Origin of the sequence: Sphingomonas sp. Leaf37, assembly GCF_920939475.1 — a bacterium.
Lineage (GTDB): Bacteria > Pseudomonadota > Alphaproteobacteria > Sphingomonadales > Sphingomonadaceae > Sphingomonas.
The window spans coordinates 320,341-335,019 of the sequence record NZ_CAKLAX010000003.1 but is presented as its reverse complement, the minus strand read 5'-3'; the positions used below and the strand labels follow the sequence as shown (position 1 = coordinate 335,019).

16 protein-coding genes and 1 tRNA gene are annotated in these 14,679 nt (G+C 66.8%); 6 read left to right on the top strand and 11 right to left on the bottom strand.

Annotation, left to right across the window (positions count from 1 at the left end; translation table 11 throughout):
- Positions 1-17: 17 nt before the first annotated feature.
- The 7 genes from LRA87_RS11310 to lgt form a co-directional block, all read right to left on the bottom strand.
- Positions 18-533: a phosphoribosyltransferase gene (locus LRA87_RS11310; RefSeq protein WP_230631569.1), complete on the bottom strand. Its 516-nt coding sequence runs from the start codon at positions 531-533 to the stop codon at positions 18-20.
- A complete protein-coding gene (locus tag LRA87_RS11305) occupies positions 533-1,546 on the bottom strand; it encodes an adenosine deaminase (RefSeq protein ID WP_230631568.1) in 1,014 nt (337 codons plus the stop codon). Before LRA87_RS11305 ends, LRA87_RS11310 begins: the two co-directional genes overlap by 1 nt.
- 192 nt (positions 1,547-1,738) lie before the next feature.
- Entirely contained in the window at positions 1,739-3,052 is a 1,314-nt protein-coding gene (locus tag LRA87_RS11300; protein WP_230631567.1) for a cystathionine gamma-synthase family protein, read from the bottom strand.
- Between the two features lie 78 nt (positions 3,053-3,130).
- Positions 3,131-3,901, bottom strand: a complete 771-nt coding sequence (gene pgeF, locus LRA87_RS11295; RefSeq protein ID WP_230631566.1) for a peptidoglycan editing factor PgeF — start codon at positions 3,899-3,901, stop codon at positions 3,131-3,133.
- Positions 3,898-4,410 (bottom strand): GNAT family N-acetyltransferase, encoded by a 513-nt coding sequence (locus LRA87_RS11290; RefSeq protein WP_230631565.1) that lies wholly within the window; start codon positions 4,408-4,410, stop codon positions 3,898-3,900. The genes pgeF and LRA87_RS11290 overlap by 4 nt, the downstream gene beginning before the upstream one ends.
- Positions 4,407-5,393, bottom strand: coding sequence for a class I SAM-dependent methyltransferase (locus LRA87_RS11285; protein ID WP_230632254.1), 987 nt, complete (start codon positions 5,391-5,393; stop codon positions 4,407-4,409). The genes LRA87_RS11290 and LRA87_RS11285 overlap by 4 nt, the downstream gene beginning before the upstream one ends.
- A gap of 256 nt (positions 5,394-5,649) precedes the next feature.
- Positions 5,650-6,558, bottom strand: a complete 909-nt coding sequence (gene lgt / locus LRA87_RS11280) for a prolipoprotein diacylglyceryl transferase (protein ID WP_230631564.1) — start codon at positions 6,556-6,558, stop codon at positions 5,650-5,652.
- A 66-nt stretch (positions 6,559-6,624) separates the two neighbouring features.
- Between lgt and LRA87_RS11275 the strand changes: the two genes are divergently transcribed.
- On the top strand, positions 6,625-8,310 hold the full coding sequence (locus LRA87_RS11275; RefSeq protein ID WP_230632252.1) for a class I adenylate-forming enzyme family protein: 1,686 nt from the start codon (positions 6,625-6,627) through the stop codon (positions 8,308-8,310).
- A gap of 1 nt (position 8,311) precedes the next feature.
- Here the strand turns inward: LRA87_RS11275 and LRA87_RS11270 are convergent, their stop codons facing one another.
- On the bottom strand, positions 8,312-9,481 hold the full coding sequence (locus LRA87_RS11270; protein ID WP_230631563.1) for a phospholipase D-like domain-containing protein: 1,170 nt from the start codon (positions 9,479-9,481) through the stop codon (positions 8,312-8,314).
- A 133-nt stretch (positions 9,482-9,614) separates the two neighbouring features.
- Here LRA87_RS11270 and rpoZ point away from each other — a divergent pair, with 133 nt between their 5' ends.
- Positions 9,615-9,959 (top strand): DNA-directed RNA polymerase subunit omega, encoded by a 345-nt coding sequence (gene rpoZ / locus LRA87_RS11265; RefSeq protein WP_230631562.1) that lies wholly within the window; start codon positions 9,615-9,617, stop codon positions 9,957-9,959.
- A gap of 230 nt (positions 9,960-10,189) precedes the next feature.
- On the opposite strand, the gene LRA87_RS11260 is transcribed toward rpoZ, so the two are convergent.
- Together LRA87_RS11260 and LRA87_RS11255 are read right to left on the bottom strand one after the other, a co-directional pair.
- On the bottom strand, positions 10,190-10,861 hold the full coding sequence (locus LRA87_RS11260; protein WP_230631561.1) for an RlmE family RNA methyltransferase: 672 nt from the start codon (positions 10,859-10,861) through the stop codon (positions 10,190-10,192).
- A 13-nt stretch (positions 10,862-10,874) separates the two neighbouring features.
- Entirely contained in the window at positions 10,875-11,897 is a 1,023-nt protein-coding gene (locus LRA87_RS11255; RefSeq protein ID WP_230631560.1) for a Ppx/GppA phosphatase family protein, read from the bottom strand.
- A 175-nt stretch (positions 11,898-12,072) separates the two neighbouring features.
- Between LRA87_RS11255 and LRA87_RS11250 the strand changes: the two genes are divergently transcribed.
- The 4 genes from LRA87_RS11250 (at position 12,073) to LRA87_RS11235 (ending at position 14,173) form a co-directional block, all read left to right on the top strand.
- Positions 12,073-12,146 (top strand) — tRNA-Gln (locus tag LRA87_RS11250).
- Positions 12,147-12,330: 184 nt separating this feature from the next.
- Positions 12,331-12,747 carry a response regulator gene (locus LRA87_RS11245; protein WP_230631559.1) on the top strand — a complete coding sequence of 139 codons (417 nt, stop codon included), beginning with the start codon at positions 12,331-12,333 and terminating at the stop codon, positions 12,745-12,747.
- A 7-nt stretch (positions 12,748-12,754) separates the two neighbouring features.
- A complete protein-coding gene (locus tag LRA87_RS11240) occupies positions 12,755-13,609 on the top strand; it encodes a DUF429 domain-containing protein (protein ID WP_230631558.1) in 855 nt (284 codons plus the stop codon).
- A 6-nt stretch (positions 13,610-13,615) separates the two neighbouring features.
- Complete coding sequence (locus LRA87_RS11235) at positions 13,616-14,173, top strand: hydrolase (protein WP_230631557.1); 558 nt, start codon at positions 13,616-13,618, stop codon at positions 14,171-14,173.
- A gap of 13 nt (positions 14,174-14,186) precedes the next feature.
- Here the strand turns inward: LRA87_RS11235 and LRA87_RS11230 are convergent, their stop codons facing one another.
- The gene (locus LRA87_RS11230; RefSeq protein ID WP_230631556.1) at positions 14,187-14,669 is read right to left on the bottom strand and encodes a TlpA family protein disulfide reductase; all 483 of its coding nucleotides are present in this window, start codon (positions 14,667-14,669) and stop codon (positions 14,187-14,189) included.
- Positions 14,670-14,679 lie beyond the last annotated feature (10 nt).

Here is a 14,679-nt window from a genome sequence, read left to right as displayed (position 1 = left end):
TAATCGACGGCGCGATATCAGGCGATCCGGTCCGGCACCTCGGCGGCATCCTCCTCGATCGCCGCCTCGGGAGCGACCGCTTCCCAGGGGAAGACGAACCAGTCCTTCGTGACGCGGCGATCGATCGTGCGCGCGCTATAGTCGACGCGTTCGGCCGAGCTGATGTTGTCGATCAGCGTCGCGAACCGGACCGCGCCCTCCACCGCCCCCGCTGCGGCCAGCGCGGTGCGCAGATGGGTGATGGTCCGGCCGGAATCGTTGATATCGTCGAGGAACAGCAAGCGTTCGCCGGCTCGTGTGCGACCGGCCAGCTTGACGAGGGGCGCGTCGGCGAAATCCTTCACCTGACTGGAATAATCCACCGACAGCATCGGCAGGCCGCTGGCGTGGCTGAGATAAACCGCCGGCGCAAGGCCGCCGCGGCCGATGCCGATGATGAAGTCGGGCGACCAGTCCTGCGCCACGATCGCTGCATTCAGGGCATGGACGGAGGCAACGAAATCGTCGTGCGGGATGTGCGTGAATACCGGCATCAGTGCGCCGCCACGAAGGCGTCGAGCCGGGCCAGATGGGCTGCGACCGCATCGTCAGGCAGGAACGATCCCAGGAAGCTGTTGCGCGCGAGCAGGGCGAGATCGTCGCGATCGAGTCCGCGCGCGTCGGCGGCGGCGCGGTAATTGTCGGCGACATATCCGCCGAAATACGCCGGATCGTCGGAGTTGATCGTCGCGCGAAGCCCCTCGCGCAGCATCCGGTCGATCGGGTGGTCCGCCATGTCATCGACCACGCAGAGCTTCAGGTTCGATAGTGGACAGACCGTCAGCGTCATGCCGGTGCGCGCCAACCGCGCCGTCAGTATCGGGTCCTCCAGACTGCGATTGCCGTGGTCGAGCCGGTCGATACCGAGCAGGTCGAGCGCCTGATAGACATATTCCGGCGGTCCTTCCTCGCCGGCATGCGCGACCAGCCGCAGTCCGGCTGCGCGCGCTTCGGCGAAGACGCGGGCGAACTTTTCCGGCGGATGTCCGAGTTCCGAGGAATCGAGACCGACCGCGGTGATGTGCCCGAGCCATGGCCGTGCCGCTTCGAACGTCGCAAAGGCGTCTGCCTCATCCAGATGGCGCAGGAAGCTGAGGATTAGCGCGACGCTCATGCCGTGGCGCGCTTCGGCGTGGGCGATGCCGTCGAGCAGGCCGGTGATGACCGTCTCGAACGCGACGCCGCGCGCGGTGTGGGTCTGCGGATCGAACATGATCTCCGCGTGGACGACGCCGTCCGCCGCCGCGCGATCGAAATAGGCGATGGCGAGATCGCGGAAATCCTCTCGTGTCAGCAGGACGTTTGCGCCCTGATAATAGATGTCGAGGAAATCCTGCAGGTTGTTGAACGCATAGGCGGCGCGGACGTCCTCCACTGTGGCGAACGGGATGGCGACGGCGTTACGTTCGGCCAGCGCGAACATCAGTTCGGGTTCGAGGCTGCCTTCGATGTGGAGGTGGAGTTCCGCCTTAGGCAGGCCGGCGATGAAGGTCGATAGGTCGGACATACCGATATCATCGCGGCATTGCAGCACGGGGGCAAGGGGAGCGGATTTAGGCGTCCCGCGTGGGGGTAGGTGTATTCGCGCGTCACGAGGTTCACGGCTTTCCTCCCCCTCGTGGGGATGGTGGAGGGGGCGTTTCCGCGAGCCACGAAGTTCGTAACTCCACCCCCTCCCCGCGCGGGGAAGACTTCCGGGTCAGATCGCGTTCAGGGCCTGATCGAAGTCGGCGATCAGGTCGTCGGCATCCTCGACGCCGATCGAGATGCGGACGAGGTTATCGGTGATCCCGAGCGCCGCCTTGCGCTCTTCGGGTACCGACAGATGCGTCATCGCCGCCGGATGGCTGGCGAGCGTTTCGGTGCCACCCAGCGATACCGCCAGCTTGGCGATGCGCAGTGCATCGAGGAAGCGAAACGCCTCCGCCTCGCCGCCCTTTACCAGCAGCGAGAAGGTCGATCCCGCGCCGGTGCAATGGCGGGCATAGATGTCCGCCTGCCGTTCCATACCGGGCGTGTCGGGCAGGAAGCCGAGATACCCGACGCGTTCGACCTTGGGATGATCGCGCAGAAAGGCGCAGACCTTCACCGCATTCTCGCCGGCGCGGCTCATGCGCAGTTCGAGTGTCTCCAGCGAGCGCAGCAGCATCCACGCGGTATGCGGGTCGCAGATCGTGCCGATCGTGTTGCGCATCGAGCGGATGGTGTTGATGTGCGCCTTGGTGCCGAGCACGCCGCCTGCCACGAGATCGCTGTGGCCACCGGCATATTTCGTCAGGCTGTAGACGACGATATCGGCGCCGTGCCGCAGCGGCTGCTGCCAAAGCGGGCCGAGGAAGGTGTTGTCGATCGCGATCGGCGGCTTTTCGGCTGCATCGGCGAAAATCGCATCGCGGCTGGCGGCGACCGCCTCGATATCGACCAGCGCGTTGGTCGGGTTGGCCGGGCTTTCCAGATAGATCAGCGCGACGTTGCCCGTCTTCGCCTCGGTCAGGACGGCGTCGATCTCCTCGCGCGTCGCCCCGGCGGGGAAATCGAGCCACTTGACCCCGAACTTGCCGAGGATGCGGCCGATCAGCGTTTCCGTAGCTGCATACAGCGGGCCGGAATGGACGATCGTGTCGCCGGGCTTGGTCATCGCGAGGAACAGCGTCGCGATCGCGGACATCCCGGAAGAGAAGGCGAGCGCGTCCTCCGCCTCTTCCCAGATGCCGAGGCGGTCTTCGAGAATTTCCTGATTCGGACCGTTGAAGCGCGAATAGACGAGGCCGTCGGCACCGCCGGGGCGTTTGCCGGTGACGCCCTCGAAATGGCGCTTGCCGGCAGCGGCATTGGGGAAGACGAAGGTCGAGGTAAGGAAGATCGGCGGCTTCAGCGCGCCTTCGGATAGTGCCGGGTCGAAGCCGTGGCCCATCATCATCGTGCTGGGCTTCAACTTGCGATCGCCGATCCGCTCCACCTGGGGCGCGGGGGTGCCGCTGGCTACGCCGGTCATCTCTGCTTCGTCGGGCATGCAACTCTCCTTATGACAGCAGCATAGACGTGGATCGTAACGGATGAAACAATCCTGGCAAGGAAACCGGCGTCGGCCTCAATCGTCCCGCAGGGCGATCAGGCTGATCTGACGGCCATAATCCGCCTCCCCCCGATGCGTCGCCCGGCGAAAGCTGAAGAACCGCGCCTCGTCCGCATAGGTGTCCAGACCAAGTGCTTCGATCCGGGTCAGGCCGGCGGCGGCGAGGCGGTTGGCGACATAGGCTTCGAGATCGAACTGGTGATGGTGTTCGCGTGCGGGTGCGAAGAAGCGTTCGTTGGCGGGATCGGCGGCGGTGAAGGTGCGCAGGAAGGCCTCGTCGACTTCGTACGATGCGCGGGCGATGCAAGGTCCAATCGCCGCGGCGATGCGTTCGCGTCGCGCGCCGAGCCGCTCCATCGCAACGATGGTCGCATCGGTGACGCCGCCGATCGCGCCCTTCCACCCGGCATGCGCCGCGCCCACGACGCCGGCATCGTGGTCGGCTAAAAGGACAGGCGCGCAATCGGCGGTGAGGATGCCGAGCGACAGGCCCGGGCGATCGGTGACGAGCGCGTCCGCATGGGGACGGTCGTCGTCCGCCCAAGGGCGGGTGACGGTCACCACGTCAGCCGAATGGGTCTGGTAGAGCGTCAGCAGCGGGGCGCCCGGCGAGACCGCAGCGGCGGCGAGGCGGCGGTTCTCGGCGACGGCGGCGGGATCGTCCCGTGAACCGATGCCGACGTTGAGGCCGGCGGTCGCCCCGATCGACACTCCGCCGCGGCGGCCGAGGAAGCCGTGGCGGATGTCGCCCAGCGAGCGGGCGCGGATGACCTCCACGTCGATCACAGCACGAGCCGCATCAGATGATCCTCGTCCGCGTGATTGCCGACCATGAAGGCGTACGTGCCGATCTCCTCGAATCCATATCGCTCGTAGAAGCGGCGGGCGCGATGATTGTCGACGTAGACGGACAGGAACAGCTCCTGCGCACCGCGGTCGCGCGCGGTGGCGATCACCCGGTCCATCATCCGGCGGGCGAGGCCGGTGCCTTGCTGGCTGCCGAGGACATAGAGTTGCCGAAGCTCGATCATCGGACCCGCGGGCGTGACGGGTAGCGAATGTGGTCCCATCTTGGCGAACCCGACCGCGCGTCCTTCCTGCTCCTCGGCGAGTAGGAAAGCGAAGGCGGGATCGGCGAGTTCCGCCTGCCACCGCTCCAGCGTGAGCCCGTCGAGGAAGCTCGCGAGGTCGGCGGGATCGTAGAGATGGCCGAAGGTCGCGGTGAAGCATTCGCGCATGATCGCAGCGATCGCCCCGGCATCAGCCACCGTCGGCATGCGCAGGGTTGCGGTCATGCGCCGAACGCCGCGGGAATCGGCCAGTCGCGATGGGTGACCGCCAGCGCCTTGAACAGAGTTCCCATGTCTCCCATCAGCCGCGCGCGGTCGGTCAGGATCGGCTCGGTGCGCTCCGGTGCGGCGCGGGCGAGGGCGGTGGCACGGGAATCGATGCCGAGCCCGCCGAGCAGGTCGCGTTGCGTCACCGGCCCCCAGGCGATCGCGCCTGCCGCCTGTGCGGCGGCGGCGAGCGTGGTGAAATCGACATGCGCCGACAGGTCGTTGTCGCCGGGCGATTCGAACGGGTTGGCGAACGCGTGGCCGCGCACGGCCTGCAACGTCTCGCCCAGCGCGGGACCTTCATGACCATAGTCCACGGCAAGCATCGCACCACCCTGAGCGGCGATCCGGCGGGCCAGCGCCGTCATCACGCCGACGCCGGCCGGCGAGATCTCCAGCACCGATCCGGTGGGCGCGTCACGCAGCGGTTCGGGCAGGACGTCGAGGGGGACGGGCTTGCCCGCGATCGGCAGGAACAGCGTGTCCTGACAGGCGACGAGGCGTTCGTGCCAGCCGCCGGCGCTTCTGATCAGCTGGCGGATCGGCAGCGCGTCGAAGAATTCATTGGCGACGACGATGAGCGCATTGTCGGCCGGCAGCGTCTCGACGCCGTCGTGCCATGTCGCCTGTGGCACGCGTTCGGCCTGCGCGGCGCGGAGCAGGGGGCTGGTCTCGACGAAATGGACCGCAGGCATCAGGCCGGATTTCGCCATCGCGCGCAGCGCATCGGCGGCGAGCGTACCGCGACCGGGGCCGAGCTCGACCCATGCCACGTCCGGACGCCCCGCGCGATCCCACAGGTCGGCACACCACAGCCCGATCAGCTCGCCGAACATCTGGCTGATCTCGGGCGCCGTGGTGAAGTCGCCCGCGCTGCCGAGGGGGTCGCGCGTGGCGTAATAATGCGCGTTGGCCGCGGCCATGAACTGCGACACGGGCATCGGCCCAGCGAGCGTGATCGCGCGGGCGAGGCGATCGGGAAGGGGGGCGTCTGGGGTATCGGTCACACTGCGGAGATGCCGATGCTGCGCTGGCGGTGCAAGGGTTGCGCGTGCAAATCCTGCCGGGTGCACCGAGGAACCGCCGTCGCGTAGCCCACGCTATTCCGTCACCCGGCGCAGGCTGGGGGTATCGAGCGGCTGACGTGCCGGGCTTCCCACGAAGATCCCGGCCTTCGCCGGGACGACGGAGACGGGATCAGGCCACGCTCTCCCCCCCGGCGATCGGTTCCACCCGCGTGCGGCGGCCCGGTGCGGTCAGGATCAGATACAGGCCGCCGGCGATCATCGGAACGCAGAGCCATTGGCCCATGTGGATGCCCGTCGCCTCGATGAAGGTCCCGCGGAACTGTGCATCCGGTTCGCGGAAGAATTCGACGATGAACCGCGCGACGCCATAACCCAGCACGAACAGGCCGACGAGCTTGCCCGGCTGATACCGCGCCTTCGTGCGCCAGAAGGCGAACCACAGGATCGCGAACAGCACCAGGCCTTCCAGTCCCGCCTCGTACAGCTGGCTGGGGTGGCGTGCCGGCTCCGGCACGTCGAACGGCACGGTGCGCTCGAACACGATCGCCCATGGCACGTCCGCGGGCTTGCCCCACAATTCGCCGTTCACGAAGTTCGCCAGCCGGCCGAAGAACAGCCCGAACGGCACGACGCAGGCGATATAATCGTGCACGCGCAGCCAGTCGAGCTTGTGCTTGCGGGCGAACAGGATCAATCCGATCGAGGTGCCGATCACGCCGCCGTGGAAGCTCATGCCCCCGTCCCACAGGCGGAACACCCGTAGCGGATGCAGCAGCATGTCGGGCGCGTAGAACAGCACATAGCCGATCCGCCCGCCCAGAATGATGCCGAGCGTCGCGTAGAAGACGAGGTCGTCGGCGTGACGGCGGGCCATCGGCGCGCCGGGCTGCGCGAGCAGCTTCAGCAGATACCACCAGCCGACGAGGATGCCGGCGATATAGGCGAGGCTGTACCAGCGCAGCGTGAAGAAACCGACCGAGAACACGTCCGGGTGCAAGCCCAGATCGGCGAAACGGATGTGGCCGCCGCTCGCCGGGACGGCGATGGGGGCGGCAGCGGCGAGCAAGGACAGGATCAAGGCTTTCCCCCGGGGTTTGCCGCCTGCATAGTGGCGCAAAGGCGCAAGACCAAGTGGAGAGAGATGATGAGGACAGCCCTCGACGAGCGCATGGACGCGACCATGGCCGCGCTGACCGGAGCGGGTGGCATGCTGGCGCTGGGATCGGTGGAGCGGGAGGGGCGCAGCTACCCGGTCATCGCCGCCGCGCCGCCGTCGCTGCCCTATTATTTCGCACATTATTGTCAGGAACACGCCGACAAGACGTTCCTCGTCGCGGGCGCCGAGCGGCTGACCTTCGCCGCTACCTACGCCGCGGCGACGCGGGTGGCGCAGGCGCTGGTAGCGGGGCACGGCATCGCGAAGGGCGACCGCGTTGGCATCGCGATGCGCAACTCGCCGTCGTGGATCGTGCTGTACATGGGTATCGTCATGGCGGGCGGTGTCGCGACGCTGCTCAACGGCTGGTGGCAGGTGGAGGAGCTCGCGGCGGCGGTGGCGGAGGTGGACTGCACTCTGGTGTTCGCCGATCCGCCGCGGGCAAAGCGCCTGGACGGGATCGCAGCGAGCGTGCTGACGATCGAGGACGGTCTTCCGCTCGAACAGGCGCTGGCGGGCCTGACGGCGGGTGCGGATGGCGGCGGCACCTTGCCGGCGATCGCCGGTACGGATCACGCGACGATCCTCTTCACCTCCGGCTCGACCGGTCAGTCGAAGGGCGCGCTCGCCGATCATCGCGGGGTGGTGCAGGGGATCTTCAATTACCTGGCGCAGGCGTTGATGATGCTCGGCATCGCCAGTCAGGACGGCAACCCGCCGACCGAGCAACCATCGACGCTGCTGACGCTGCCGCTGTTTCACGTCACGGCGGAAATCCCGGTAATGCTGCAAAGCTTTGCCATGGGACGCAAGCTGGTGCTGATGCCGAAATGGGATGCTGCCGAGGCGATGCGGCTGATCGCGGCCGAGCGGATCAGCTATTTCGTCGGTGTGCCGCTGATGAGCTTCGAAATCCTGAATCATCCCGATCGCGCGCGATATGACCTTTCGACGGTCACCGATTTCGCCGCGGGCGGCGCGCCGCGGCCGGTGGAGCACGTCAAGCGGATCGATGCGGAAATGGGCGGCGGTGCGCCGTTGATCGGCTATGGCTTGACCGAGACCAACGCGGTCGGCACCGGCAACTGGCGGACCAATTATCTCGCCAAGCCGAACAGTGCCGGGCGGCCGTCGGCACCGCTGGTCGATCTCGCCATCCTCGACGACGACGGCGCGGCGGTGCCGCAGGGTGCCCGTGGCGAGGTCTGCATCCGCACCATCTGCAACTTCCTGGGCTATTGGAACCGGCCGGAGGCGACAGCGGCATGCATGACCGCGGATGGTTATTTCCGCACCGGCGACATCGGCTACCTCGATGACGATGGCTATCTGTTCATCGTCGACCGCAAGAAGGACATCATCATCCGCGGCGGCGAGAACATCTCGTGCCAGGAAGTGGAGGCGGCGCTCTACACCCATCCGGCCGTGGCGGAGGCGGCGGTGTTCGGCCTCGCCGACGAGCGGTTCGGCGAGGTGCCGGGTGCGGTCGTCCATGCCCGCGGCGGCGAGGTGCTGACGCAGGATGCGTTGCAGGCCTTCCTCGGCGAACATATCGCGGCGTTCAAGGTGCCCGCGCGGATCTGGGTGTCGGAGGTGGCACTGCCGCGGCTGGGCACGGAGAAGATCGACAAAGTTGCGCTGCGCAACAGCTATCGCTCGCTGACGGGCGCCTGATCTATTCGTCGATCCCGAAGTTCAGCCCGCGCGAGACGCCGGGATCGACGATCGCAATCAACAGGTAGGCGAAGAACTGGCGTATGCGTTGCACGGCGCCGGTATGCGCCTTGTACCACGCTCTGGTGATCGGCTGCGAGCGCGCGATCTCGCCCTCGACATAGCCGCGCACATGGTCGGCGAAGGCGCGGTCCTCGACCCGGAACATCAGTTCGAGGTTGATGAACAGGCTGCGCATGTCGAAATTGGCCGAGCCGATATGGACCGCATCGTCGATGACGTACAATTTGGTGTGGAGCTTGGTCGGCTGGTATTCGAACAGCTGGACCCCCTTGCGCAGCAGGCCGGCGTAGGTGAAGCGCGCCGCGGCGATCGTCGCGTTGTTGTCCGATTTCGACGCGGTGACGATGCGGACCTTCGCCTTGCGCCGTCCAGCCTTGTCGAGCCGGCGCAGGATGGTGGGGGATGGCGTGAAATAGGCGGCGATGATGTCGATCCGCCTGCCACGGCGCAGGTCGTCGCGCACGGCCCGCGCCCAGGGTGACAGGCGCCGCGTCGGGCCGCCGATCAGCCAGCGGGTCAGGCCCCTGGTCTCGCTCCATTGCGACAGCGCGCGATTGAGCGGACGGACCTTGCCCTTGGGCGCCTTCAACCAGTCGTGCAGCGCGTCGAAATAGCCGGCGAGCCGTCCTGCTGCCGGTCCCTCGATCAGCAGCCCCAGATCGCGCCAAGCCTCTTGCGCCGGGGTGCCGAAATAATCGTCCTCGACATTGAAGCCGCCGATGATGATCCGCTGGCCATCGGTGCCGGCGTCGGCGAGCGCCAGCTTCTGGTGGTTGCGCAGCAGGTAGCGCCGCCCGATCCTGGGGGCGAAGCGGCATACCGATACGCCCGCTGCACGGAGCGGTTCGTAAAAAGCCTCATCCGCCTCGCTGCCGAAGCCGTCGACGACTAGCGCGGCCGATACGCCGCGCCGTGCCGCGGCGATCAATGCCGTGTTGACCCGGCGCCCGGTCTCGTCGTCGGCGTAGATGTAATAGAGGATACGAAGGTCGTGGGTCGCGCGGTCGATCAGGTCGAGCAGCGCATCCAGCCGTCGTGGCCCGGTGTCGAGCAGGGTCAGCCGGTTGCCGTCTACCGTAAACACGGGCTGTGGGGCGGGCGCGTCCATCCGCTTGCCTGTGACGGCTGGCCCGCGGCGGCACAAGCCACGGACGTGCGGATACCCGATTTTCTTGACTTCTGCGGACCTGTCGCCTAGCTCCCCGCCTTCACTGCATCGGTATTTGCGAAGGAAAGCGTCCATGGCGCGCGTTACCGTCGAGGATTGCGTCGACAAGATCCCCAACCGTTTCGACCTGGTCCTGTTCGCCGCCCAGCGCGCGCGTCAGATCTCGGGCGGTGCGGAACTGCTGCTCGACCGCGACCGCGACAAGAACCCGGTCGTCGCCCTGCGCGAAATCGCGGACGAACTGGTCCGTCCGGATCATCTGGAAGAGGCCGTGGTCAACAGCCTGCAGCGCGTCCAGATCGATGACGAGGACGAAGTCGATGCGGTCGGTTCGCTCTCCGCTTCGGCGGAAGCGCTCCGCCTGACTGCCGCTGCACCGCCGCGGAACCAGAATCTGGGCGCCGATTACGAGGGTTGAGCATGAGGCGCTGGTTTAGCGACGCTAAACCAGCAAAAGCCGAATGCCGGCCAGCGGGCTCCAGCCCGACCGACGACGCGGCTTTGCCGCGTCGTTTGCGTTTGGGGCATCGAAACGATGTCCCCGTTCATACCCGTCATCCCGGCGAACGCCGGGACCAATGGCTTCGATCGCCTGATTGTAGCGCGGGTCGTTAGCCGTGCGCATCCAGAGAGCCCGGATCAGCGTGGCTAATCCGCTTGGCGACCCTTGAACCCCTGCGCGACCACGAACCATTCCACCGACCCCTTGCGGCTCGACGGCGGCTTGGCATGTTTCACCGTCTTGAAGTTGCGCTTCATCTCCGCGATCAGCTGCGAATCGGCACCACCGGCGAACACCTTGGCGACGAAGCTGCCGCCCTTTTCCAGCACGTCTACCGCGAAGGCCAATGCGGTCTCGACCAGCGCCATCGTCCGCAGGGCGTCGGTCTGTGGATGGCCGACGGTGTTCGCCGCCATGTCGGACAGGACGAGGTCGGGCGCCCCGCCCAGTGCTTCCATCAGGCGATCGGGCGCGGCATCGTCCATGAAGTCCATCTGGAAGATCGTGACGCCGTCGATCGGATCGACGGGCAACAGGTCGATGCCGACGACGGTCGCCTTGGGCGCCTGCCGCCGGATCACCTGGCTCCAGCCACCCGGCGCGATACCGAGATCGACCACTCGCTTGGATCCGCGAATGATGCCGAATCGTTCGTCCAGCTCGATCAGCTTGTAGGCGGCGCGGCTGCGATACCCTTCTGCCTTCGCGCGTTTCACGTACGGGTCGTTGAGCTGCCGCTCCAGCCAGCGCGTCGATTGGGCGGTGCGCCCGCGCGCCGTCTTGACCCGCGTGCGCAGACCTCCACCATCCCGGCTCACGGGTTGTTCCTGTTCAAGGTCTGGGACTCCCCATCAATCGTCGTAGAATGCCTTCGCGAATCCCGCGATCGGCGATGCCCAGCCGTTCCGCGGGCCACAAGTCCAGGATCGTCTCCAGGATCGCGCAGCCGGCGACGACCAGATCGGCGCGCTCGGTGCCGATGCAGGCGAGTTGCGCGCGCTCGCGTACCGACTTGCGTGACAGATCCTCGCTGATCCGCCGCATCGAATCCGACGGTACGATCAGGCCGTCGACCTGCGCCCGGTCGTAATGGCTGAGGCCCAGGTGGACACTTCCGAGCGTCGTCACCGTGCCGCTGGTGCCGAGCAGCCGGGGCCGCGCCACGTTCTTGGGCAGGCGTGCGGCGAAATCCGCGAAACTGTCCGCGACGATGCCGCGCATCCGCTCGTACGCGACCAGCCGACCGTCCTCGCCCTCACCGCCGCCGGCATGTTCGGTCAGCGACACGACACCCCAGGGCGCCGAATGCCAGTCGAGCACCCGCGGCATCGCGCCCCGCGTGGTGTCGATCAGCACCAGTTCGGTCGATCCGCCGCCGATGTCGAAGATCAATGCGGGGTCGTCACCCGGCTCGATCAGCGCATGACAGCCGAGCACCGCCAGCCGCGCCTCTTCCTCCGCTGAAATGATGTCGAGGTGGATGCCGGTTTCGGCATAGGCGCGGGCGATGAATTCAGGCCCGTTGGCGGCGCGGCGGCATGCCTCGGTCGCGACCGAACGCGCGAGCGTGACGTTGCGGCGCTTCAGCTTGTCCGAACAGACGCGCAGGGCCGCGATCGTGCGTTCTATCGCGGCATCGCTCAACCGCCCGGTCGCGGCCAGTCCCTCGCCCAGTCGCACGATTCGCGAAAATGCATCGATCACGGCGAAGCCGTCGCCCTGCGGCCGGGCGATCAGCAGCCGACAATTGTTGGTGCCGAGGTCCAGCGCAGCGAACGCCTGCGCATCGGACCAGCGGCCGCGCTGCGGCCGGGCAGGCGCCGGACGGGCAGGGGGTTCCTGCCGGTACGGCATTCGGGCGGATCCATCCCCCATAGCCGTGGTGACTTTCTGTTCGATACTGCCGTCGCAGGACGATACCTGCTCGGTGCTTGCCCCTCAGGTAGCGTGGTCGACCGCTTGCGACAAGCCGAGCACGTTTGCCCCGTTGACACCAATCGCACCGACGCCTAGATGCGCGCCTCGCTGGTGCCCCGTCGTCTAATGGTAAGACTGCGGTTTCTGATACCGCCTATTGAGGTTCGAATCCTCACGGGGCATCCAGGCGTCCCTCCCCATATCTTCGATCCGACGTGTAGCCGATCGGATCCGGCGGGCAGGATGTGCGGCGAGTACCCCCAGATTCTTTTAAAAGTCCACCTTTTGCAAAGGCTTCTGCCGGTAGCATGATCGGGAAGAGAGCCGCGCCCGGTCATCGAGGCGGGGCTCCCAAACGGGGGATGCGGGCGTGACGGCGATTCGGCTGTTGATCATCGAGGATTCGGCCACGGTACGCGCGGTGATCGAGCAGATCGTCGAACAGGAGCCTCATGCGAGCGTTGTCGGGGTTGCCGAAAGCGCGGAAAGCGCGCGGGTGCTGCTCGACACCACCAAGCCCAATATTATAACGCTGGATCTGCATATGCCGGGTATCGGCGGCATGGCGTTCCTAAGCGAATTGCACGGCATGCGGCGCGCACCGGTCGTGGTGGTGTCGAGCGCGACGACCGCCGGTTCGACGGACGCGGAGGAGGTCGTCAAGCGCGGAGCCGCTGACTGGTTCGACAAGCATCGTATCATCGCCGAGGCGAAACAGTTTCGGGCCTTGCTGCGCCGGACCATCGACAAGCGTGAGAAGGCCCTGCTGAAGGGAGCTTATATCTAGCGCCGGCATGGCGCGGCTGCCGGATATTGCGAGGATCGAGACGATGAGAGTGGTGCTGGGTATCGACGCGGCCTGGACCGCCGCCCGGCCGAGCGGCGTTGCGCTTGCCGTCGAACGCAGGGGCCGATGGACGTTGCTGGCGGTGACGCCGTCCTATGACCGGTTTCTGGCACTGGCATCGGGTAACGACCGCGCGGCAAGGATCGGCGGATCGGTGCCCGATGCGCAGGCGTTGCTAAGTGCGGCGGCACGGATCGCGGGCGGGCCAGTGTCGCTCGTCGCGATCGACATGCCCTTGTCGCTGGAGCCGATCACGGGGCGCCGGCCGTCGGATAACGGGATCGCGCGGGCGTTCGGCGCACGCCATTGCTCGACCCATTCGCCGGGTGCAGTGCGGCCCGGACCGTTGAGCGATACCTTGCGGGCCGGCTTCGCCGCCGCTGGCTATCCCCTGCAGATGCACGACGCGAGCACGGGCGGGCTGATCGAGGTCTATCCGCATCCGGCGCTGGTCGTGCTGGCGGGCGCTGCGCGACGCTTGCCATACAAGGCGGGGAACACGACGAAATACTGGCCGGGTGAGCCGCTCGCAGTCCGACATGCGCTGTTGCGGGAGCAATGGCAGCGAATCGCGGCACTGCTGGCAACCCGGATCGACGGGGTTGCCGCGAAATTGCCGCCGCTGCCCGAACAGGCGAACGGGGCGGAACGCAAGGCGCATGAGGATATGCTGGATGCGATCGTATGCGCGTGGATCGGGGCGGAGGCGCTGACCGGACGGGCGGAAGCCTACGGCGATGCCGTCTCCGCAATCTGGGTGCCGCGCGAGCGGGCTGGAACGGAGCCTCCGGTCGCCGGTTGAGCGGCGATGCCGGCCTTCGATCCACGCTCCACCGCCCTCGTCCTCATCGACCTGCAACAGGGAATCGTCGCCGGCGACAAGGGGCCGCATGACGCGGCTGCCGTGATCGCGGCGGGCAAGACGCTGGCGGAGCGGTTCCGGGCGCATCACGCGCCGGTGGTGCTGGTCCATGTCGGCTTCACCGCCGACACCACGCCGAGCCAGGTCGTCGACCAACCAAGCCTGCCGGCGCCGGCGACGCCGCCCGGGTTCAGCGAATTGGTCGACGGGTTGCAGCAGGACGGCGATGTCGTCGTGTTGAAGCGGCATTGGGGTGCGTTCACCGGTACCGATCTGGACCTGCACCTGCGCCGCCGCGGCGTGAAGACGCTGGTGATCGCGGGCATTGCGACCAATTTCGGAGTGGAGTCGACGGCGCGCACGGCATGGGAATTGTCGTACGACGTCGTGATCGTCGAGGATGCCTGCACATCGCGATCGGCGGAGCTGCACGATTTCGCGATACGTCACATCCTGCCGCAGATATCGCGGGTGGTGACGATCGCGGACGTAGCGTTCGGCTGACGCAGGGTAACGATCAGGCCGCTTCGGCGATCAGCTTGGCCGCTGCCGCGCCGTTCCATTCGTTCCCCCCGTTCCAGCGCCACACCTCCTTGCCGGCGGAGTCGAACAGGATTGTCGTCGGCAGGTTGGCGTTCCAGCCAAGCGACAGCGCCATCTTGTCATCCAGATAAGGTGTCAGCGACGGCGCGCCATGTTCCTTCAGGAAGCCGGGTACCTTGGCCGCAGCGCCGGTATCCTGACTGATCGCGGCGACGCGGACGGTGCCGCCCTTCGCCAGCGCCTCCAGCGTCGGCAGTTCGGCGACGCAGGGGCCGCACCATGTCGCCCAGAGATTGACCAGCACCGGCTTACCCCGGAATGCGGCGAGGCTGGTCGGCTTGCCCGCGGCATCCTTGAACATCGTCGCCGGCGCAGTTTCTCCCTTATGGCTGCGATCGACGCCGACCATCGTGGCCGACGTGGAGCCGGTGGCTTCGTCGGGCGACGCGGTCGTCACGTTTGCCTGA